Origin of the sequence: Nostoc sp. JL23 (genome assembly GCF_017115065.1) — a bacterium.
Lineage (GTDB): Bacteria > Cyanobacteriota > Cyanobacteriia > Cyanobacteriales > Nostocaceae > Nostoc > Nostoc punctiforme_A.
The window spans coordinates 104,309-123,742 of the sequence record NZ_JABXKN010000100.1; the positions used below are offsets into that span (position 1 = coordinate 104,309).

The window sequence follows — 19,434 nt, forward strand, 5'->3', positions numbered from 1 at the left end:
CATCACAACTCCAATGAGATAGCACCAATGAAGTAGTACCAAAGACCCGTTGCGCGAAAGCAACAAATGTCAACGAAGAATAAACGCAACTAGTTTGACAGGGTTACTTCACATAGTCATGTACTAAAAATATTGTCATCACTTTTATATACATAGAACCGCTTGACGATTGTCTGCAGCTGGTTTTTTGTCTCTAATCTACCCGCAGCTTTTGGAAAAACGCAGGTGGAATTTTGCGAATTGAGGTTTGAGAAGAATGCCAAAAAAATCAATATTGTTAGCTGAGAATTTAGCCTATGACCTCAGCGTAGATAGAACTTTGTTTCAAGGCATTCATCTGAATATCGACGCAGGCGATCGCATTGCTTTAGTTGGTCGCAACGGAATAGGAAAATCAACCCTACTCAAGATACTTGCAAGTCAACTCAGCCCCAATACAGGCTCAGTTTTGCGTCATGGTATGGTCTATTATTTGCCACAAATCAGCACTATCAGACAAGAAATTACAGCAGAGATAGTGCTTAATTTTTTGATTTCTATCTCTGATGAATGGTGGAATATTGAGGAGACTTTACAAACACAATTTCACACAAACCTTGACCTGTCACTACCAATTACTAACTTGAGTGGTGGAGAACTTACTAAACTATTTCTGGCAATCGGTTTAGCTCAAAAACCAAACTTACTGTTACTTGATGAGCCAACAAATCACATGGATTTGCAAGCATTAGAAAGCTTAAAGCAGTTTTTTCAAGATTTTACAGGTGCTTTTGTAATTGTCTCGCATAAGCCTTTTTTCTTAGATCAAGTGACAGATGTCACCTGGGAACTTACACCTGCTGGCGTGAAAGTATATGGCGGTAATTTCTCACACTATCGAGAACAGAAAGAAATAGAGTTAGAGGTAGCATTGCGATCGCACGAAGCCGCCAGAAAGGAACTCAAGCGTACCCAAGCCACAGCTATGCAAGAACAGCAACGCGCAGCCCAATCTAGCCGTAACGGTCGCGCCAAGTTTCTTAATGGCAGTATTGATAGAATGGCAGCAGGGCTGATTAAAACTAAAGCTGAGGTGTCTACCGGAACTGCGAAAAAGAAACATGAAGCAGCAGTAGCAAAGGCTAATCAAAAGGTTGCAGAGACAAAGGTCAAAACTACCAAAGTAACGAGTATTCAGCTAGAAGAAAAAAATCCAAAGCGCCGAAATCTAATTAATATCCAGGGTGCAAATCTTAGGATATCAGAACGTCTCTTGATTCAAAATATTCAACTGCATATATCATCTGGCGATCGCATTGCCATTATCGGCGCAAACGGTTCTGGTAAATCGAGTCTGGTAAAGGCAATTTTGGGAATAGAAAACCAAACAGCGGTTTTAGAATCAGGTGAGGTTTTGCTCACACCAAAGATGAAAGCTGTATATCTCGATCAAACCTACGAATTGGTAAATCGACAATACACAATTCTGGAAAATATGCAAGCTGCCAATCCCGATCTCAGCTATCAGCTTTTGCGTCAACAACTAGGACATTTCCTCTTTAAATATGATGATGTTCACAAAAACGCCTCTGTTTTGAGTGGGGGTGAGTTAGCAAGATTAGCGATTGCTATGATTAGTATCTCAGAAATCGATCTACTGATTCTCGATGAGCCAACTAATAACCTGGATATTGAAACTGTTGAACAAATGGTAGTAGGTATCAATGATTACCAAGGAGCGCTTTGGGTAATTTCACATGATATCGATTTCCTCAGCCGGATTAACATTACCCAAGGTTTCAAATTGAGGGAACAAACTTTGCAAATGACAACTTATTTACCGAGTACAGCAGAGCAATATTATCGAGAGTTGCTGGAATGCGATCAATAAAGCGATCGCCTCATGTAAATTTCTACCTCAACAACAGAAGCCGCAAAGCATACAGGCAAGTTATAATTCTCTTGCGGTGCAACGTAACAAAAATTTATGAGTAATCCCCTTGTGCAAGCCTTTTTCGTAGGCAGAGCAGTAGCAGAAGTAGTTAATGAGCGTTTAGAGGTCGCCTTGACCGATGCTTTGAGTGATTTGGGCAAATTTGATGCCGAAGCTAGAGAGCAGTTACGCCAGTTTACAGAAGAAGTCCTAGAACGGGCAAATCGGGCAGCAGAATCAGCTAATGCTGGTCAAGCTACCGCAGGTACTGGGCAAGCCACTTCTGATTCTGGAGACTTGCAAGCAGATATTGACGAATTACGAGCAGAAATTGCCCTGTTACGAACAGAATTGCAACATTATCGCCGAACTTCTGCATAAATTTTAGTCATTAGTCATTGGTCAAAAATTATGCACGAATGACATAGACGCGCCAGCTGCTACTCTACGAGTTCTCCGAAGGAGTACCCGCAGGGTAAGACAAATGACAAAGGACACTTAAGAAAAAACGGTTTAGGAATCAGAGTGTCTTTTCTTCCAAGTGATTCGGTTGCAAACCAACGGTACACAAAGTATATGGAACAAGGTTATTCAGATAAGGCATACCGTTGGAATCGGGAAAAATACTCTAGCAAACGGCGTTTTGTGGACATTTGGTCTTTTGTCTTGACCTTATTGTTCAAACTTTGGCTATACAACAAATCTTGGAGTTATCCGGGTGGTGTGACTGACGCAAAGCAAGCTACAAGACGCAAAACCCAAGCGGTCTGGATTCGCAATACCCTACTGGATTTAGGGCCAACCTTTATTAAAGTTGGGCAACTGTTTTCTACCCGTGCTGATATATTCCCTGGTGAATATGTAGAAGAACTAGCCAAGTTACAAGACAAAGTGCCGGCATTTAGCTATGAGCAAGTAGAAGCGATCGTTGAGAAAGAACTAGGCAAGAAAATTCCTGAACTCTTCCATAATTTTGAACCTATTCCTTTAGCTGCTGCTAGCTTGGGGCAAGTACACAAAGCTGTACTACATACTGGAGAATCAGTTGTTGTCAAGGTGCAACGTCCTGGACTAAAGAAGTTATTTGAAATAGATTTACAGATTCTCAAAGGAATTACCCGCTACTTTCAAAGCCACCCCAAATGGGGACGGGGAAGAGATTGGTTGGGTATTTACGAAGAATGTTGTCGCATTCTTTGGGAAGAAATTGATTATCTTAATGAAGGTCGTAACGCCGATACTTTTCGCCGGAACTTTCGCGGCTACGATTGGGTGAACGTACCCAGAATATACTGGCGTTACGCCTCTTCTAGAGTGCTGACTTTAGAATATCTCCCTGGAATTAAAATTAGTCAATACGAAGCTTTAGAAGCAGCAGGTTTAGATCGAAAGGCGATCGCTCGTCAAGGCGCTCAAGCCTACTTACTACAATTACTCAATAGTGGCTTTTTCCATGCCGATCCTCACCCAGGTAATATTGCCGTTAGTGCAAATGGTGCTTTAATATTCTACGATTTCGGCATGATGGGGCGAATTAAGTCCAACGTCCGTGAAGGACTGATGCAAACACTGTTTGGCATTGCCCAAAAAGATGGCGATCGCGTTGTGCAGTCTCTGATCGATTTAGGCGCGATCGCCCCAACGGATGATATGGGCCCAGTGCGGCGTTCCGTGCAGTACATGCTCGATCATTTCATGGATAAGCCCTTTGAAAACCAATCAGTCGCGGCAATCAGTGACGACCTTTACGAAATAGCTTATAATCAGCCATTTAGATTTCCAGCAACTTTCACTTTCGTGATGCGAGCCTTTTCTACCCTAGAAGGGGTAGGCAAAGGCTTAGATCCAGAATTTAACTTTATGGAAGTTGCCAAACCGTATGCAATGCAACTTATGACTGATATGAATGGTTCTGAGGGGAATAGCTTTCTTAACGAATTAAGCCGCCAAGCAGCCCAGGTAAGTAGTACCGCCTTTGGTCTACCACGTAGATTAGAAGATACATTAGAGAAGCTAGAGCAGGGAGATATGCGCTTGCGCGTTCGGTCTATAGAAACCGAACGCCTGCTGCGGCGACAGAGCAGTATTCAACTCTCAATAAGCTATGCTCTGTTAATCAGCGGTTTCACGCTTTCAGCTACTATTTTAGTGGTTAAGGATTATGTATGGTTGGCACTACTGCCTGGTTTAATTGCAGCAGCACTTTCAGCAATCATGATCCGATTACTTTTACGCCTCGACCGTTACGATCGTATGTATTAATTGTTGCAAAAAAATTATGAAACTTAATTTCACGGGTTTTAGCGATCCGGGACTTATTCGTTCTAATAATCAGGATGCTTACTATATAGACCCAGAAGGGCGATTTTTCGTTGTTGCCGATGGTATGGGTGGTCATGCCGGAGGTGAGGAGGCAAGCCGGATTGCTACTGGAGAAATTCAGGCGTATTTGGTAGCAAATTGGGAAACTTCTAAATCTTCTCAAGAATTGCTAGAGCAAGCTTTGTGGGGTGCCAATGAAGCGATTTTGCAGGATCAGCAAAATCATCCCGAACGCGCCGACATGGGGACAACAGTTGTAGCAGTGATTTTTCGCGCCCCAGAGTCGCCTTGGTGCGCTCATGTTGGCGATTCGCGGCTGTATCGCTTCCGAGAGTCGCACTTAGAACAGGTGACGGAAGACCACACTTGGGTAGCACGAGCAATCAAAATTGGTGACATCACCTTAGATGAAGCACGATTACATCCTTTTCGACATGTATTATCGCGCTGTTTGGGGCGCGAAGACCTGCATCAAATTGATGTGCAACCACTAGATGTAAAAGTTGGCGATCGCTTGCTGTTATGTAGTGATGGTCTTACAGAAGAACTTGTCGAGCAGAAGATTGCTAATTGCCTCCAAGATAGTCCTCGGCTTGATAAAGCAGCCATCTCTCTTGTTGAGGCTGCCAAAGAGCATGGAGGGCACGATAACATCACAGTTGTCATCGTCTCGCTTGAAGAAAACAGTCATTAGTCATTGCTTTTCCTCTAAGGACAAAGGACAAATAACTAATCCGGTAAATATACTCAGTAATTTGTTCAGCGTGAGCATTTTTCCTTTTTACAATTTGATACAAATATTTTTAGCCTCTAAAATCACCTAAAGAGGCTAAATTTGTATAAATTGGTAAATTGACATCTTGCACGTAATAAGGTAAAGAGACTATAATTTACGCTTATTACCATTAATTCCCCAACCTCCTTACAATCTCCGCCCTCCGAAGCTTCCTCCACGCTTGGGGAGACAGCATCTTAGGCTTTTTCAACAGAAAGACTAAGAGGGGTTTTGCATAGCACTAGATATTCTCTTTAAAGGAAATTTGTGCAAAGCAGGAAGGAATGAGGTAGGTAGTTATACTTAATCTAAGACCAAATAGAGCTTATTTTCCGGAATATAGTTCAGATGACTTGGGTGGTATATCAGTAGGATTAGGTGCAAGATATCAGAGCAGAAAAATTCCACTCTTTGGATGTGGGCAATCTGTCAAACAATTGTTATCTTTCGTAATACGGAGGAACAAATGTTGGACACATATGAGTCCAAATATTATCCCATTTGGACTTCTGTGAGCGATATCACCTTTACGCGTTGTTTTTTCGGAGTTAATTTATGAATCAACCAATGAAACTATCCTTGGAACAGCAATTCAGCATCTGCTCATTTTCTACTCAGGTGCAAAATATGAGCCACGATCAAGCTAAAGACTTTTTAGTCAAGCTCTATGAGCAAATGGTCGTGCGCGAGGCAACTTATCAAGAGCTTCTTAAGCACCAGTGGGGCTTAGATTCAGGTTCCACTATGGCATAGAGTCGTTCTACTGTCGCAGTGGGCGACCTCCTTCTCTTGCTTGGTTCCAAGGAGGAAAAGAGCTGGGGATGTCGGGGCGTCAACTTCGATAAACAATTCCGCAAGATGGCGTAAAAGTTCAATTCAGGAAATTAACTAAGAACGAGTAAACATTGTCTACGGCATATCTTCTGGAGTCTAGACTAACTTTAGCATTGCAGGCTAAATCCGTTGTTTACTTTAGCCAAACTTCTTCTTATTTCGTCTAGTGGGAGAATCACACCTGCATAAATTGACAATCTACTGGAATATTGACACAGAAAGATTCAGAGATAATTTTGATACCCCTGCTTAAGCAGCTAATGATTTCACTCTTTATACATATAACTAGAAGTTACATCTTTATATATATTTTGTTTATAAAACGTTACATTCTGGGAGCGACCACCTATAAAACACGTAACATTAAGAAATTATGCCTAGCTGGAAAGATCGTATGGAGAATCTGTATCAATACTTTCCAGTTTTGTTATAATCTGAAGCTTAATCTTTTCGTACTCGTTTTTGAGTAAACTTTTACTAATTTGCGGGTCGGCAGAGGACATCAACGTATTGCTCATGGCGACCCACTCTTGCAGTCGTTGCCGCTGGGCAGAAGCGACGCTGGAAAGTAAGATGTGGGTACAGCGATTTGGTGCTTCTCGTGCAAAGAATAAGAGGCGGTAGTAACCTGTGTTCTGTAATAACCGGGCAATTTCTTGACCAAGGCTGGTTTTGAGATCGAGGTAATAAGGCAACCATTTAGCGCCATGCTTGCGATTGTAGATGACAGTAATCCATAGCAGCATGGGATGGGGGATAGAGATGAACAGAAATTGGTTATAGCGGGTACAGAGTAAGCGTTTTTGAATTTCTTCTTGCGGTAGCATCACCCACAAAGCTGGTAAAACCTCCCCATTGGTATGAATGGGCTGGGGAAACAAAATATCGGCAATTGGTTTATTTTTGGGCCAAGAAATGGCACGAGCGATTTCATCGTTGGACCAGGATACCCGCAAATCGGCTTTGGTCTTTTGTTCAAGCTCGGTGCTAGCTGTAGTAGTAGGAACTAGGGCATGGCTGGCTTGCTGAATTTTGCGTGTATGCTCAGGCTTTTCTTTTTCTAAAGATGCTAAAACTCTGAGGATTTCAGTAATACTTTGGGGGCGATCGCCTGCTCTTTTAGCTAGACAACTCATCACCAAATTTTCAATTTCTTTTGGTAGTTCTAATCCAGGCGCAGCCTCAGCAAAAGAACGTGGTTTTTGATAGTGATGTGTTTTATACCACGCACCAAAAGAGTGAGTTGGTGCCACCAGTGGCATTTTGCCTGTGAGCATCTCAAACATCATGACGCCCAAACTATAAATATCAGCACGGTTGTCTAATTCCTTACCCTCCATCTGTTCGGGAGAAGAATAAGCCAATGTTCCCAAATAAAATTTTGTATGGTCGCCATCTGACTGTAATAACTTAGCAATACCAAAATCTAGAACCTTGACCAATTCTCCAAAGCTGGGATCTTGAATCACCAGCATATTGCTTGGCTTGACATCGCGATGGATAATTGGGCAAATAGTGCCATCAACCGGGATGCCATCATGGGCGCACTGTAACCCCAGGCTGAGTTGACGCGCCATACTGAGGAATCTTGGTAAAGGTAATCGTTGCTTGCGAATAATATTGTTCAGGCTTTGTCCTTGTAAGTATTCCATGACATAGAAGGGGGTGTTATTGTCATCTACGCCATAGTCCATAACTCGGACAATATGGATACTTTTTTGCCCTAGTAAAGCACAGGTTTTGGCTTCTCGCTCAAAGCGGTCTTGCAATCGCATCTTTTCATTTTGGATTGATAGAGCCAGAAACTTAACCGCAACAGGTACACCTCCCAACAATGTATCTTTAGCACGATAAACCCGACCCATTGCTCCAGTACCGATTAACTCTTGGAGTTGGTAGCGTTTGCTGAGTAAGCGACCAATGTTGTGGTCTGACATAGAAAATTCGACTCCAAAAGCAGATTGTAAATGTTTGGGAGGACAAGTGCATTCAAAAATTGTGGTGTAGTTTTAGTTTGCCCAATTTTGACTAATGCGCTATCACTCTTGGCATCTCCTCTTCTCTACGTGATGTTGCTTTGCGTTGAGAGAAGACAGCACTAGTTTGGCTACATGAAACCTTACCTGCCTTTGTAGGTTAACAAACCCTTAAATTCGCATTAGTCTACGGAGGTAGGCTTTGTTTGTGTAATAGCGAATTATATTCGCCCAATACTTTTACAACATTTTCTGATTATCTAACAATCTTTTTAACCTTTCAGCTAATTATTACTATATAAGGATGCATTTGTTATTGATATAACTGTAATAGTCTAAGTGGTAGTTTTTCGTTTTCTCTGTTGGTTAGGATAAATATCAAAACTTGATTTATTATTCATCACATAGTATTGAATTCGACGTTCGACAATACTATTAAATCGGGACATAAAATCATAAAAAAAACCCGGATATTTCCTGATTTCGGTGAATGCTGTTAACCATTTTCCTTGTTTTATCGGTTCTACAACTTGAAGATAAGCTAGATTTTTCTTATAGACTGAGAGATTATAAGATAGAGCACGCATTAGAGTAGGATTCTTTTTCACAATGTCTTGTTGCATGAAAGAAGTAGTAGCTTTGCAGTATTGATTTAGACGTGGTAATTGGCTTTGATATACAAGAGATCCAGGGCGTGAACGGTAGAAATAATAGGGTTTTGGCTCAATAAAAAACCTAGCTCCTTTGATTAAGCATTTCATATCAATCCAAAAATCTTGACCCATTCTAATTTCTTCATCGTACTCAATGCCGTTCTTAATCAGGAATTCTCGTTTGAATAGAGGCTTGCTTAAGCCAAGATGCAACCCTGGTTGCCCATAGACATCATTTTCTACAAAATAAACTATATCAACTTGGATAATTTTATCTATACGTTCTCCACTTTCTTGAATTAATGTACTCCAAGGAGATGTTACACCATCTTTGATCAAATAAACATCATCAGCAATCATGTCTGCATTTATTTCATTTGCCAGAGATACAAGATTTTCTAATCTTTTGGGAGCATACCAATCATCTGAATCAAGTACAGCAATCCATTCTCCTTGGGCTGCTCTGAAGGCGCGATTACGTGCAGCCGCGGCTCCAAGATTTTGCTGATTAACTATGACTTTGAGACGTTGATCGGTGAAACTTTTAGCGACTTCTACAGTTTTATCATTTGAGCCATCATCGACTATAATAACTTCAATGTCAGTGAGAGTTTGCTCTAAGGCTGACTCTATTGCCTTCCCAATATAAGTTTCAGTATTGTAAGCAGGGATAATAACGGAGACTTTAGGATTCACGAAACTGAACTCCTGACTACATGATTAGGAAAAATACTAAAATCCTGACGATAATTTGATCATTTCTTTTTTACTATACAACTCAGTAGGTCGGTGAGAATAAACGATGAGTGGTTAAATTTGGGCAGAAGATATTAGGGATTGGTAAACCAGTGCGTTGCCAGAGTTTTTTGAAGAGCGGTTTTTGGCTTAGAAGAAAAGCAAAGCGGTGAGGCAGCGATGCTTTTAAGCTGACTGACGCTCTAGGCTAGCTTCCATTGTGTTAGTTAAAAAATGACCAGCCAAGATACCACTACTGAGGTAATATGTATCTTGCGAAATCCGGTGTAGGGTTTCAAAGCCACTACGACGCTGACGATCGCCTAGTACCCAGTAACGCTGTACGATAGTATCCAGACCAATCCAGCCTTCGCCTTCAACCTGCCCCAAAATATTATGTTGTAGTAAAAAAGTATACTGACGCTCTCCATCATGCAACCGCCCTTTATATTGCAGAGAGATTTCAGAGCGATCGCTACCTGGGAATATCAGTTTTGTAGCCATAGTGAACCAGTTATCTCGATTCCAAGCGACCAAGGTCATACCCTTGACGCTGATTGGCATACCATTACGTTCCAGCCAATTTCCTTCCATTGCCCAGCGTCCTGGTTCCAATAAAAAAGTATGAGCCACCTTTTATTCCCTGTCTTGCTCGAGTGCCGCCAAGACTATAGTTATAGCAGTGCTAAGTTACGAGTGCTAAGTTGCGAGTGAAGAATGAAGAAATTTTTTATCTTATTTATTGTTCCTGACTCAGCATTCAGGACTGAGCTTGGTGAATTTCTCCCAAAAGTACTTCTTGAGGTGCACCTGTGGCAGTAGGTAGGTTGCCAGGAATACCCAGATGTCGCCAGTAGGCTAAAACCGCAAAGGCGATCGCTTCTTTAAAATCTGCACTCAAGCCGACTTCATCTGTCGTCGAGACTGGTATTGACGCCAACAACACCTGTAATCTTTGTTTCAAATAGAGATTGCGACTACCACCACCACATAATAGTACTCGTTGTGGCATTTCTGGCAAAAAAGTGCGGTAACTGTGAACAATTGAAGCAGCTGTCAGTTCTGTAAGAGTTGCCAGTATGTCAGCAGGATTGAGTTGATATGCTTGAGCATCTTTTAAACACTGATGCAGGTAAGTCACACCAAATAACTCGCGTCCAGTGGATTTGGGTGGCGGTAGATGAAAGTAGTCTTGATTGAGCCATTGTTCTACTAATGGATGGCAAGGAGTACCACTTGCTGCCCAATTGCCATCTTCATCATAAGTTTTAGCACCAGCACTTAAATGCTCCACCGCTAGATCCAACAGACTATTTCCTGGGCCAGTATCCCAAGCGCGAATTTTTGAGAGCCAGTCACTATGCCGAGGCGGAATATAAGCAACATTGCCAATACCACCAATGTTTTGAATACAACGCCCCTCCTGGGGATGACTAAGTAAATAAGCATCGACTCTGGGCACAAGAGGCGCACCATGACCACCAATAGCAATATCAGCAACGCGGAAGTTGCTCACAGTTGCAATGTTCGTAAGATGGGTAATTAATGCACCGCGCCCTAGTTGAAGACTGTAACCCAAGGGAGTACCCAGTGCTGTTAACGGATAGCTAGGGTTTAGCCCGTGAGGAGTGAGCATTTCTCTCGCCCTGCTCCCCTGCTCTCCTGCTCCCTCTTTGGGTGGTCGATGATAAACCGTCTGACCGTGGGAGCCAATCAGAGTGGCTGGCTGATAACCAATTTGAATATTTTGGGCGGCTTGGGCAAAGACTTCAGCGATCGCATCATCTATTTCTGCTAATTCTGCCATTGAGATGGCAACCCCTGCACCAACTGCTAATATTCTTTCTCTGAGTTCAGCTGGATAGGGATATGTTGCCCCGGCTAGCAACTCAACTTTGAGATCCAATTCTGTGCCGGAAATCTCGACCAACGCAGCGTCTATGCCATCTACGGATGTGCCACTAATTAAACCAATAACGCGAGTAGGGACAACAGTTTTTTCAGGTGGATGCATCGAGCGAGATTCTTTTGTTGGTTGCAAGAGTTTTAGTTTAATTCATGTTACTAGCTATGTCAAAACACTCAGGTTGCATAGTTTACTACAAAGAAAAAGTAAATAGAGCTAGGGAAGAATGTCAAAACCAATAGCAATGACAACGAATCTATTTTTTTTATTAGCAAACAAAGAATTTCAAATAGTTTTGTTTGTTATCTTCATTGATCCTTAATCAGGACAACATCCAAAGATACCAATTCTTGATATATACAAGCTAACTTTACATTTTTTTATCTTTAGATAAATAACAGATGCTCTATCAAATTTTTCGGCAAGTGAAAATACTTATTTGTCTTCGATAATAGAGCAAATTATTGACCCAATCTAGGGATTTTTCAATAAATACAAGTCCAGTAGTTTCATCCTATTTTTCTTCTAGAAGGCAATGCATAATGAATTCAAGTCGGACAACGAACTTTTCAACAAGTAGAAAATACAAAATTTCAAAATTATGTCTATTACAAAAATTGCTTGTATCGCTGCTCTATCTCTATCTGCAATCTCCTCATTTATCTATGCAGGTTCTGCCCAGGCTATATCCTTCCAAGTAACCACTGGCATTGCAGGCCCTAATGGAGAAACTGACCAAGGTGCTTTTTCTGAGTTTACTCAACTTCCTGGTACGACAACTGTTAACTTCAATAATGGTCAAGCACCAACCACTGGTTTTGCTAAATACTCATTTGAGAATAACAGTGGAAGCAGCAGTGTCAGGTCAGATGTATGGGCACCTGCCGGGGCAACCGGTGAGGTCAATAATGGGAAGTATTTGGCAGTTTTCAACGGCGATGAAGTCACAATCAAACTTGCAAGTTCCCTCAATTATTTCGGTATTGATTGGGGAGCTATCAGTTCTGGTAACGTTTTTTCCTTCTACAATGGCGATAATCTGATCAAATCATTTACAACTGAGGATGTGAACCCAGTTGCTCCAATTCGTGCATCACAGCATGGCGGTGAAGGCAACGGCTACCTTCACTTCTACTCAGATAGTAGCAACGATATTTTCAACAAGATTGTCATTACCCAAGCAGGTGGTGGTGGATTTGAAAGCGACAACCATTCTTTCCATCTAGGAACTGACAGATTTACAGGTTTTGACCCTAAGTCAGTTCCTGAGCCTAGTATTACATTAGGTATGCTGGCTGTAGGTGGTATGTTTCTACGCAAGCGCAAGAACGAGAAGTTGCAAACTGTAAAGCAATCTCATTAAATATATCAATCTTAGCTCTGTAAGATTTTCTTTACACTCTACCCTTAGTCGATACAAGCATTTCAAAACTTAGTTAATATTAAATACAAATCAGGGTGAGCTTACTTAGGTAAACTCGCCCTGATCCTTTTGCCATTTATAATCGGGCCTTTTTCTACAGCTTGCTACGCGTAGCAAGCTGTAGAAAAATTATGTAGCAACGATCCCGCAGGGTGGGCAAATTTTACATTTGTACAAGAGGTCTACTCAATACTGCTTAGAGCTTAACCGAACTGTGTTGAGAGTGAACTGTAATTCTGACTCCTAGCTCCTAAATCCTCCCATAGGTTGTTGCATGAATAAAATATACGTGGATTAGTTTAGATATAATAATGACTCATTCTTTGTTGTCCTAACTGGAGAAATTAATGGGTCGCGCCAAAAAGGTTGTCCTGGCATATTCTGGCGGAGTGGATACCTCAGTTTGCATCCCCTACCTGAAGCAGGAGTGGGGTGTGGAAGAGGTGATTACCCTAGCAGCAGATTTAGGTCAGGGAGATGAATTAGAGCCAATCAGAGAAAAAGCTCTGAAATCGGGTGCAAGTGAATCCCTGGTGGCGGATGTCAAAGACAGCTTCGTTAAAGATTACGCCTTTGGAGCTATTCAAGCCAACGCCCTTTATGAAAATCGTTATCCTCTAGGAACCGCCCTTGCTCGTCCACTGATTGCCAAGGTATTAGTAGAAACAGCTGAAAAATATGGTGCTGATGCGATCGCTCACGGTTGCACTGGCAAAGGCAACGATCAGGTTCGCTTTGATGTCTCTGTCACCGCCTTAAACCCCAACCTGAAGATCCTCGCACCAGCCAGAGAATGGGGAATGAGTCGTGAGGAAACGATCGCTTATGGGGAAAAGTTTGGTATTCCTTCACCAGTCAAAAAATCTTCTCCCTATAGTATTGACAAGAATTTGCTCGGTCGTAGTATTGAAGCTGGTTTACTCGAAGATCCGTCATTTGAGCCACCAGAAGAAATTTATGAAATGACTAAAGCGATCGCTCACACTCCCAACGAGCCAGAGTATATCGAAATTGGTTTCCACGGTGGTATTCCTACAACCCTCAACGGTATAGCCAAAAAGCCAGTTGAGCTAATTGAAGAACTCAATCAGGCGGTAGGAAATCACGGCATCGGACGGATCGATATGATTGAAAACCGTCTGGTAGGGATCAAATCGCGGGAAATCTACGAATCACCCGCAATGTTGGTGCTAATTCAGGCACATAAAGATTTAGAAAGCTTGACTTTAACGGCAGATGTCACCCATTACAAGCGTGGGATTGAAGAAACTTACAGCCAAATAGTTTATAACGGTTTGTGGTACAGTCCGCTCAAAGTTGCACTCGATGCCTTTATTCAAAAGACACAAGAGCGAGTCTCTGGAACTGTACGAGTGAAGTTATTCAAGGGCAACTCTACGATAGTTGGGCGATCGAGTGATAATTCCCTCTACACTCCCGATTTAGCAACCTACGGAGCCGAAGACAAATTTGACCACAAAGCTGCTGAAGGCTTTATATACGTTTGGGGATTACCGACTCGCATTTGGTCACAGCAGGTCAGGGGTTAAGAGTTAGGAGTTAGGAGTTAGGAGTTAAAAAAGCAAAATACAAAAGTAAAAGTTAAAAAATTCACTTTTTACTTTACTCCTCACTCCTCACTCCTCACTTAGTTTATGCTTGACTTACTCTTCTGCTGCACCTTTAACCTGGCGAGATTCCAGCCACAGGGGCACAACAATTAAGGCAACAAGGATTAGTAACGCTGCGATCGCAAATTGACCCACCCAAGCAACCAATTGTTCTAAAGAGACTATTTTGCCAGCAAAAAAAGCTAATGTCACCATCAAACTAGCCCAAGCAACTGCTCCTAGAAAGTTGTATAAAAAGAATTTTCCAAAGGGCATTTCAGCTATACCAGCTAGTGGTGCAGCAAAAACTCGTAACAATGCCAAAAAACGTCCAAAAAACACCCCTTTAGCAGCATTTTGACTAAATTGCTCTTTAATACTCAGCAGCCGCACTTCAGAAATCCGAAAGATGCTGCCAACTTTTACCAGAAAAGCCCAACCGCTAACTCTACCAATCCAATAGCCACAAGTGCCACCAATGACAGCACCCATGATTGCATCACCGAGAACCAGCCAGAAATTTAGTTCATCGCTGCCAGCTAAAAACCCGCCCACCAGGGTCACGGTTTCACCAGGAAGGGGAATGCCTAAATTTTCTAGCAAAATTCCCAAAAAAATCGCCCAATACCCGTAATTATGAGCAACTTCCTGGATATTTTCTAGTGAAATCAGCTCTAAAGACATTCCGCACCGCCGTCTTTACAAATTTTTACTTTTACTATATCTTTGCTTGTTTTTGGGTGGGGTGTCAATCAAACTAATACATAGAGTCATTAAGTCATTAGTTTTATACTGAATAATCCATAGATTTTATTCTATGGTAACTCTTAACTTTTGACTATTAACTATTTTTTGGCATTCCTACCACATGTTCATAATTTATTAAAAAAAGATTAAAAGTTTTATAGAAAATTTATAAATATCGGTTTAAATTGTGAAAATTTTGTAAAAGATACGGTTGATACCGAAATTGTTAGGCGCTTATGCCTATATTGATGAAAGTTATCATAAATTATACGACATGAATACTGAAATAATCTTTCTCAACTGTAGGAATACAATTGCCCAAATATCTGGGTAAAAGGTCATTTCACCGTTGGAAGAGAAGAAGTATTGATGTCTTTTTCAATTTTTTGTCAAGTGTTCCAATTACCCTGTTAAATTCATGGCTTTCACACAAGAACTTCAAGTGATTTTGTTTAAACCCCAAGGAAGCATAGATTTGGAAGGCGGTAAGGCTTTAAGCGAACAGATGGCTGGAGTAGTCCCTCAAGCTTATCAACTATGGGTTATCGACCTAGCAGAAGTTAACTTCATGGACAGTTCTGGGTTAGTTCCTTTAGTAAAAGGGTTAAAAGCTGCACGTCAGAGTGGTTGCCGCTTGGTTCTATGTAACGTACAAGCTCCTGTACGGTTGATTTTGGAACTTACCCAACTCGATACAGTGTTTGAAATTTTTCACACTTACCAAGATATTTTTACCACCGTCAAAGATAACAGTCTGGTGCTAGCAGACTAACTAATAAATCTACCTATAGAAGGATGGCAAAGTCAAGCAATATTTGTATTTTTTCACATTCTCCAAGATAACAGTCTGGTGCTAGCAGGCTGATTTTCTTTCTTGTCTAGAGAAGAGTGTTGGCGAAAACTCATGTCTTTGAGCTAGGTAGTATAAATTACATGATGAATGAATCTGCTTATTGGAACTCCTCTATCTAAAGCAGTAAAGTCAGAAATGGCCAAAAATGCCCAAAGCAAATGCAACTGTTTGTGACACTCCCCAGCGTTTTAAATACAGGGTTGTGCAAATTACTCTAAGCTAATTGCTTTATATGGGACGTAACTAGTGAAAGCAAGCAGGAGGTAAGAATGGTTAAAATATCAGCGTTTGCGTTACTTTCTAACTCTATAGTTAAGTTATGTTTGCCTCAATCTACCACTTGGATGCCTCCAAGACGCTTTGATGCAACAATTTCTTACCTCTTATCTTAGATTCCACCATAATGGTAATTTTAGGCATTCTGGGGAGTCGAAATATTAGTTTGTTCGGATGCTGGGCGGGGAAAATTTGGTAAATCAATACCGCTGTGACTGGCATTGCGAGTTTTGAGTGCTAAACGGTAACTCACACTTTGCAGTTCTGCTTGCAGTTGGCGGTTTTCCCGTTGTAGCATTGCTATCTTTTCTCTCACTGGCGTCATCCGCTCCTCAAACTTCCGACGGTAAATTTGAGGTAACTCTTGTACTACTTGCTCCAACATCCGAGTGCGATCGGTAAGTTCTTGAACTGACTGTCGCAATTGATAAATTTCGGAGTCACGAGTTGTAATTTGATCTTGGTAGAACGCCACCTGCTGTTCCACAGCTTGGAGTTGTTCTTGTAAAGCGTGTAAATGGCTCAGATCGCGCTCAAATTCTGGCTGCTGAGGCATAAAACTAGTGTTACCCTTTACCAGCCGGAAGAGTTCTTGAGATAGTTGTTGTACTAATTGATCGCGAAGTTGCAACTCCTGGCGTAGCTGCGATACTTCCGTCGAGAGAACTTGAATATTTGGTGTATCAGATTGGCTCACAGTAGCTTAAAGCTCCCATTCAGAATCTTGTCCACTCTTAGGTATAACTGCGGGAGTACTACCTTTGGCAAGTATTTGTTAATTTAGCATTCCCAAATAAGTCACGAAAAAAGAAAAAGACAAAATTTTATTGAATGGGAGTGGGGATTGGACATTTAGTTTCTTCTCTAGCTACTAGTTCCTAGTCCCTAGTCCTCAGTCCCTAGCCCCTTAAACTGTTGCAGGTGTTGCAGCTACTTTAGTGGGCTTTTCTTTTTCCTCTTTGGGGGGTTTTTCTTCTTCAATGTCCTGCTTAATTGTCAAATAGCGAATCACTTCTTCACTCAAACGCATGGCACGTTCAAAGGGGGCGATCGCAGTTGCAGGCGCACTGTAGTTTAACTGGATGTAGATGCCATCCCGGTGTTTTTTGATTTCGTAAGCCAGACGGCGCTTACCACGATTTTGAATTTGGATCTCTTCAGCGCCTTGATCGCGAAGCAAATTCTGATATTTTGTAACTGCTTGCTCTACCTGTTCCTCTCCGAGGTCAGGACGGAGGATGTACATTGTTTCGTAATTTGTAGTCATATTTTTCAGTTTCCTCATGGACAAAAGTGGCTGCCGATATTAATTTATACCTGAATTTTATTCAAAATTCCAGTATTAATCAACATCTGAAGCAACAAGGAACTATAATCTTACCAGTTTTCAATTTGAATCATTAGCCAAATCGCCAAAGTTTGGATTTTTTGGATGTCCCTAATGAAAACTAGGTTGGGAGGCAACCCCGATATTTCTTTAACAAGATCGATCAAGCTATCAGCTTCGCTAAGGGGTATCTTTCTTTAAGGACATCTGATAGCGATCGCTTTTTTGCTCAAGGCTCAATCGGTTGGCTAAACAGCTAACTGACGATTGCTACCTGCTCACAACTTCTAATCGCAGAAAAAAGGATATTCATCAAGGTTATGGCGCAGCGCTACGTGCGAATTCAAAATCCAGAAGGACAGATTTACTATGGGTTACTACAGCTATCCCTGAATGTGCAGGTGCTAGATGCTCCACCCTGGTTACATGGACAACCCACTGATTTAACTTTGACACCAGAAAGTTACCAAATTCTGGCTCCCTGCGCTCCCTCAAAAATTGTGGCGGTGGGTAAGAATTATGCAGATCATGCAGCCGAAATGGGAACTCCAGTACCTTCTGAGCCACTAATCTTTCTTAAACCACCTACGTCGATCATTCCATCTGAGAGGGAAATTAAGTATCCTCCGCAGTCACATAGAGTTGACTACGAAGGAGAGTTAGCTTTAGTGATTGGCGATTATGCCTTTGAATGTACGCCAGAGGTAGCCCAAACCAAAATTTGGGGCTACACCATCGCCAATGATGTAACTGCGCGGGATTTACAAAAACAGGATGGTCAATGGACGCGAGCTAAAGGTTTTGATACTTTCTGTCCCTTGGGGCCTTGGATTGTCCGGGAATTAAATCCAGGAGCAAGATTGCAGACTTTTGTAAATGACGACGCTAATCCAGTCCAATCTGCCTGTATCGATCAGATGGTATTTTCTCCCGATGTTTTAGTTTCCTATATCAGTCAGGTGATGACGCTACTCCCTGGTGATTTGGTGCTTACAGGTACGCCGGAGGGTGTAAGTGCTTTGCATCCAGGCGATCGCGTCCGCGTCGAAATTGAAGGTATCGGTCGCCTGGAAAACACCGTAGCGACCCGTTAACTTTTAACGCACTTGCATATACACTGCATCGGAAATCGCCGGAATTTCTGCATAACGTCCGCTCACAGACTGGATGACTGAATATGCGACTGCTCCCACTATGCCGATAAAAATGGTTGTGGATAGGGTTTGGATTGCAAAACCACCAGAGGGAACTAGTCCCACAACATCAGTTAGGATGCTAAACAAAAAGATAATGATGTCCAAAAGGATTGCTTGCATGGTGTTAAAACGAATAAAGTGACTAATTTTTTCGTTTCTCACTACTAGCAAAAATAAAGCAAAGAAAATAATCATTCCTGCATAACGCACGCCGTAGTAAATTCTCAACAATGGCAGAAGCGGTAAAAACAGTAGTTGTAATGGTGGAAACTCTGAGAGCAAATATCTACCAAATACAAAAACCTCAATTAGAGGAAGCAAATAAGGCAAGGAAGCAAAAATTCTATCTGAAACTGTTGTAGACCCGCGCCAAGACATTATGCGTTCTCCTGTGATTAAATTTTAATAGTTACTTGAGCTTAGGATAACGCAGTTGCTGGTCTTGCTGAGAAATTCAACTATTCTATATGGGCGATGCGAAAGCCCATCATACATTCATATTGGTCTGGCTGCTGTTGAGTAAGTTTGCGAATAGCTTGACCACAGCGCAGTTGACCCCCACGCCAACGGGGTTGACCGCTCCCGTCAGCGAGTAAACAAGACTGGCAAACTTGCTCAGGGGCAAGGATTTGCTCGTCCATTAAAATGACTAGCATCGAATCCCTCCTGTAAATCTTCATTGTCAACCCACATTTCACTCAGTGGAAGACCTGTTTTGTAGCGCTTCAAAGAGCCACTTCAGATAGATTGAATGCGTTTTGTGTGGTTAAGTGTTGTAATTTGCGATGGGCTTTGCGCCTAACTTGGGCGATCGCAGAGGACACTTAAGAACCACATCCTACCTCTTTGTAGCAAAAATGTGGGTAATTACGATTCAATAACAATTCTC

Annotated in this window: 18 protein-coding genes; 9 read left to right on the forward strand and 9 right to left on the reverse strand. The window is 41.8% G+C overall.

The genetic code is table 11. The annotated features are described in order from the left end of the window. The first annotated feature begins 256 nt into the window (after positions 1-256). From abc-f to HWQ42_RS20570, 5 genes are all read left to right on the forward strand, one after another. A complete protein-coding gene (gene abc-f, locus HWQ42_RS20550; RefSeq protein ID WP_292815592.1) occupies positions 257-1,870 on the forward strand; it encodes a ribosomal protection-like ABC-F family protein in 1,614 nt (537 codons plus the stop codon). A gap of 96 nt (positions 1,871-1,966) precedes the next feature. Next, positions 1,967-2,293 (forward strand): DUF6825 family protein, encoded by a 327-nt coding sequence (locus HWQ42_RS20555; protein ID WP_292736426.1) that lies wholly within the window; start codon positions 1,967-1,969, stop codon positions 2,291-2,293. 195 nt (positions 2,294-2,488) lie between these two features. Beyond that, on the forward strand, positions 2,489-4,174 hold the full coding sequence (locus HWQ42_RS20560; RefSeq protein WP_292815595.1) for an AarF/ABC1/UbiB kinase family protein: 1,686 nt from the start codon (positions 2,489-2,491) through the stop codon (positions 4,172-4,174). A gap of 16 nt (positions 4,175-4,190) precedes the next feature. Next, positions 4,191-4,928 carry a Stp1/IreP family PP2C-type Ser/Thr phosphatase gene (locus tag HWQ42_RS20565; RefSeq protein WP_292815597.1) on the forward strand — a complete coding sequence of 246 codons (738 nt, stop codon included), beginning with the start codon at positions 4,191-4,193 and terminating at the stop codon, positions 4,926-4,928. 636 nt (positions 4,929-5,564) lie between these two features. Then, on the forward strand, positions 5,565-5,762 hold the full coding sequence (locus tag HWQ42_RS20570; RefSeq protein ID WP_104908243.1) for an NblA/ycf18 family protein: 198 nt from the start codon (positions 5,565-5,567) through the stop codon (positions 5,760-5,762). A gap of 458 nt (positions 5,763-6,220) precedes the next feature. Here the strand turns inward: HWQ42_RS20570 and HWQ42_RS20575 are convergent, their stop codons facing one another. The 4 genes from HWQ42_RS20575 to HWQ42_RS20590 all read right to left on the reverse strand — a co-directional run bounded on the left by HWQ42_RS20575 (position 6,221) and on the right by HWQ42_RS20590 (position 11,221). Beyond that, entirely contained in the window at positions 6,221-7,780 is a 1,560-nt protein-coding gene (locus HWQ42_RS20575) for a serine/threonine-protein kinase (protein ID WP_292815600.1), read from the reverse strand. A gap of 374 nt (positions 7,781-8,154) precedes the next feature. Then, positions 8,155-9,168 carry a glycosyltransferase family 2 protein gene (locus tag HWQ42_RS20580; RefSeq protein WP_292815602.1) on the reverse strand — a complete coding sequence of 338 codons (1,014 nt, stop codon included), beginning with the start codon at positions 9,166-9,168 and terminating at the stop codon, positions 8,155-8,157. A gap of 225 nt (positions 9,169-9,393) precedes the next feature. Next, entirely contained in the window at positions 9,394-9,840 is a 447-nt protein-coding gene (locus tag HWQ42_RS20585; protein WP_094348018.1) for a hypothetical protein, read from the reverse strand. 127 nt (positions 9,841-9,967) lie between these two features. Further along, positions 9,968-11,221 (reverse strand): anhydro-N-acetylmuramic acid kinase, encoded by a 1,254-nt coding sequence (locus tag HWQ42_RS20590; protein ID WP_292815650.1) that lies wholly within the window; start codon positions 11,219-11,221, stop codon positions 9,968-9,970. 493 nt (positions 11,222-11,714) lie between these two features. Between HWQ42_RS20590 and HWQ42_RS20595 the strand changes: the two genes are divergently transcribed. Both HWQ42_RS20595 and HWQ42_RS20600 read left to right on the forward strand, forming a co-directional pair. Further along, positions 11,715-12,476 (forward strand): PEP-CTERM sorting domain-containing protein, encoded by a 762-nt coding sequence (locus tag HWQ42_RS20595; RefSeq protein WP_292815605.1) that lies wholly within the window; start codon positions 11,715-11,717, stop codon positions 12,474-12,476. Positions 12,477-12,883: 407 nt separating this feature from the next. After that, entirely contained in the window at positions 12,884-14,086 is a 1,203-nt protein-coding gene (locus HWQ42_RS20600; RefSeq protein ID WP_292815607.1) for an argininosuccinate synthase, read from the forward strand. 114 nt (positions 14,087-14,200) lie between these two features. Here the strand turns inward: HWQ42_RS20600 and HWQ42_RS20605 are convergent, their stop codons facing one another. Beyond that, positions 14,201-14,830, reverse strand: a complete 630-nt coding sequence (locus HWQ42_RS20605) for a DedA family protein (protein ID WP_292736407.1) — start codon at positions 14,828-14,830, stop codon at positions 14,201-14,203. Positions 14,831-15,311: 481 nt separating this feature from the next. Here HWQ42_RS20605 and HWQ42_RS20610 point away from each other — a divergent pair, with 481 nt between their 5' ends. Then, a complete protein-coding gene (locus tag HWQ42_RS20610) occupies positions 15,312-15,665 on the forward strand; it encodes an STAS domain-containing protein (RefSeq protein ID WP_094348023.1) in 354 nt (117 codons plus the stop codon). Positions 15,666-16,158: 493 nt separating this feature from the next. Here the strand turns inward: HWQ42_RS20610 and HWQ42_RS20615 are convergent, their stop codons facing one another. Next, positions 16,159-16,719: an Npun_F5560 family protein gene (locus HWQ42_RS20615; RefSeq protein WP_292815609.1), complete on the reverse strand. Its 561-nt coding sequence runs from the start codon at positions 16,717-16,719 to the stop codon at positions 16,159-16,161. 210 nt (positions 16,720-16,929) lie between these two features. Further along, entirely contained in the window at positions 16,930-17,289 is a 360-nt protein-coding gene (gene rpsF, locus HWQ42_RS20620; protein WP_194042163.1) for a 30S ribosomal protein S6, read from the reverse strand. Between the two features lie 380 nt (positions 17,290-17,669). On the opposite strand from rpsF, the gene HWQ42_RS20625 reads away from it, so the two are divergent. Next, entirely contained in the window at positions 17,670-18,443 is a 774-nt protein-coding gene (locus HWQ42_RS20625; RefSeq protein WP_292815611.1) for a fumarylacetoacetate hydrolase family protein, read from the forward strand. Between the two features lie 3 nt (positions 18,444-18,446). Here HWQ42_RS20625 and HWQ42_RS20630 read toward each other — a convergent pair whose 3' ends face one another. After that, on the reverse strand, positions 18,447-18,923 hold the full coding sequence (locus HWQ42_RS20630; RefSeq protein WP_094348027.1) for a Tic20 family protein: 477 nt from the start codon (positions 18,921-18,923) through the stop codon (positions 18,447-18,449). Between the two features lie 80 nt (positions 18,924-19,003). Beyond that, positions 19,004-19,201, reverse strand: coding sequence for a hypothetical protein (locus HWQ42_RS20635; RefSeq protein WP_094348028.1), 198 nt, complete (start codon positions 19,199-19,201; stop codon positions 19,004-19,006). Positions 19,202-19,434 lie beyond the last annotated feature (233 nt).

Bases quoted from the DNA above. Each gene is read 5' to 3' on its own strand.
- HWQ42_RS20610 (WP_094348023.1), top strand. From the start codon at position 15,312: ATGGCTTTCACACAAGAACTTCAAGTGATTTTGTTTAAACCCCAAGGA.
- HWQ42_RS20575 (WP_292815600.1), bottom strand. From the start codon at position 7,780: ATGTCAGACCACAACATTGGTCGCTTACTCAGCAAACGCTACCAACTC.
- HWQ42_RS20565 (WP_292815597.1), top strand. From the start codon at position 4,191: ATGAAACTTAATTTCACGGGTTTTAGCGATCCGGGACTTATTCGTTCT.
- HWQ42_RS20570 (WP_104908243.1), top strand. From the start codon at position 5,565: ATGAATCAACCAATGAAACTATCCTTGGAACAGCAATTCAGCATCTGC.
- HWQ42_RS20555 (WP_292736426.1), top strand. From the start codon at position 1,967: ATGAGTAATCCCCTTGTGCAAGCCTTTTTCGTAGGCAGAGCAGTAGCA.
- HWQ42_RS20560 (WP_292815595.1), top strand. From the start codon at position 2,489: ATGGAACAAGGTTATTCAGATAAGGCATACCGTTGGAATCGGGAAAAA.
- HWQ42_RS20625 (WP_292815611.1), top strand. From the start codon at position 17,670: ATGGCGCAGCGCTACGTGCGAATTCAAAATCCAGAAGGACAGATTTAC.
- HWQ42_RS20630 (WP_094348027.1), bottom strand. From the start codon at position 18,923: ATGTCTTGGCGCGGGTCTACAACAGTTTCAGATAGAATTTTTGCTTCC.
- HWQ42_RS20605 (WP_292736407.1), bottom strand. From the start codon at position 14,830: ATGTCTTTAGAGCTGATTTCACTAGAAAATATCCAGGAAGTTGCTCAT.
- HWQ42_RS20595 (WP_292815605.1), top strand. From the start codon at position 11,715: ATGTCTATTACAAAAATTGCTTGTATCGCTGCTCTATCTCTATCTGCA.
- HWQ42_RS20590 (WP_292815650.1), bottom strand. From the start codon at position 11,221: ATGCATCCACCTGAAAAAACTGTTGTCCCTACTCGCGTTATTGGTTTA.
- rpsF (WP_194042163.1), bottom strand. From the start codon at position 17,289: ATGACTACAAATTACGAAACAATGTACATCCTCCGTCCTGACCTCGGA.
- HWQ42_RS20635 (WP_094348028.1), bottom strand. From the start codon at position 19,201: ATGCTAGTCATTTTAATGGACGAGCAAATCCTTGCCCCTGAGCAAGTT.
- abc-f (WP_292815592.1), top strand. From the start codon at position 257: ATGCCAAAAAAATCAATATTGTTAGCTGAGAATTTAGCCTATGACCTC.
- HWQ42_RS20600 (WP_292815607.1), top strand. From the start codon at position 12,884: ATGGGTCGCGCCAAAAAGGTTGTCCTGGCATATTCTGGCGGAGTGGAT.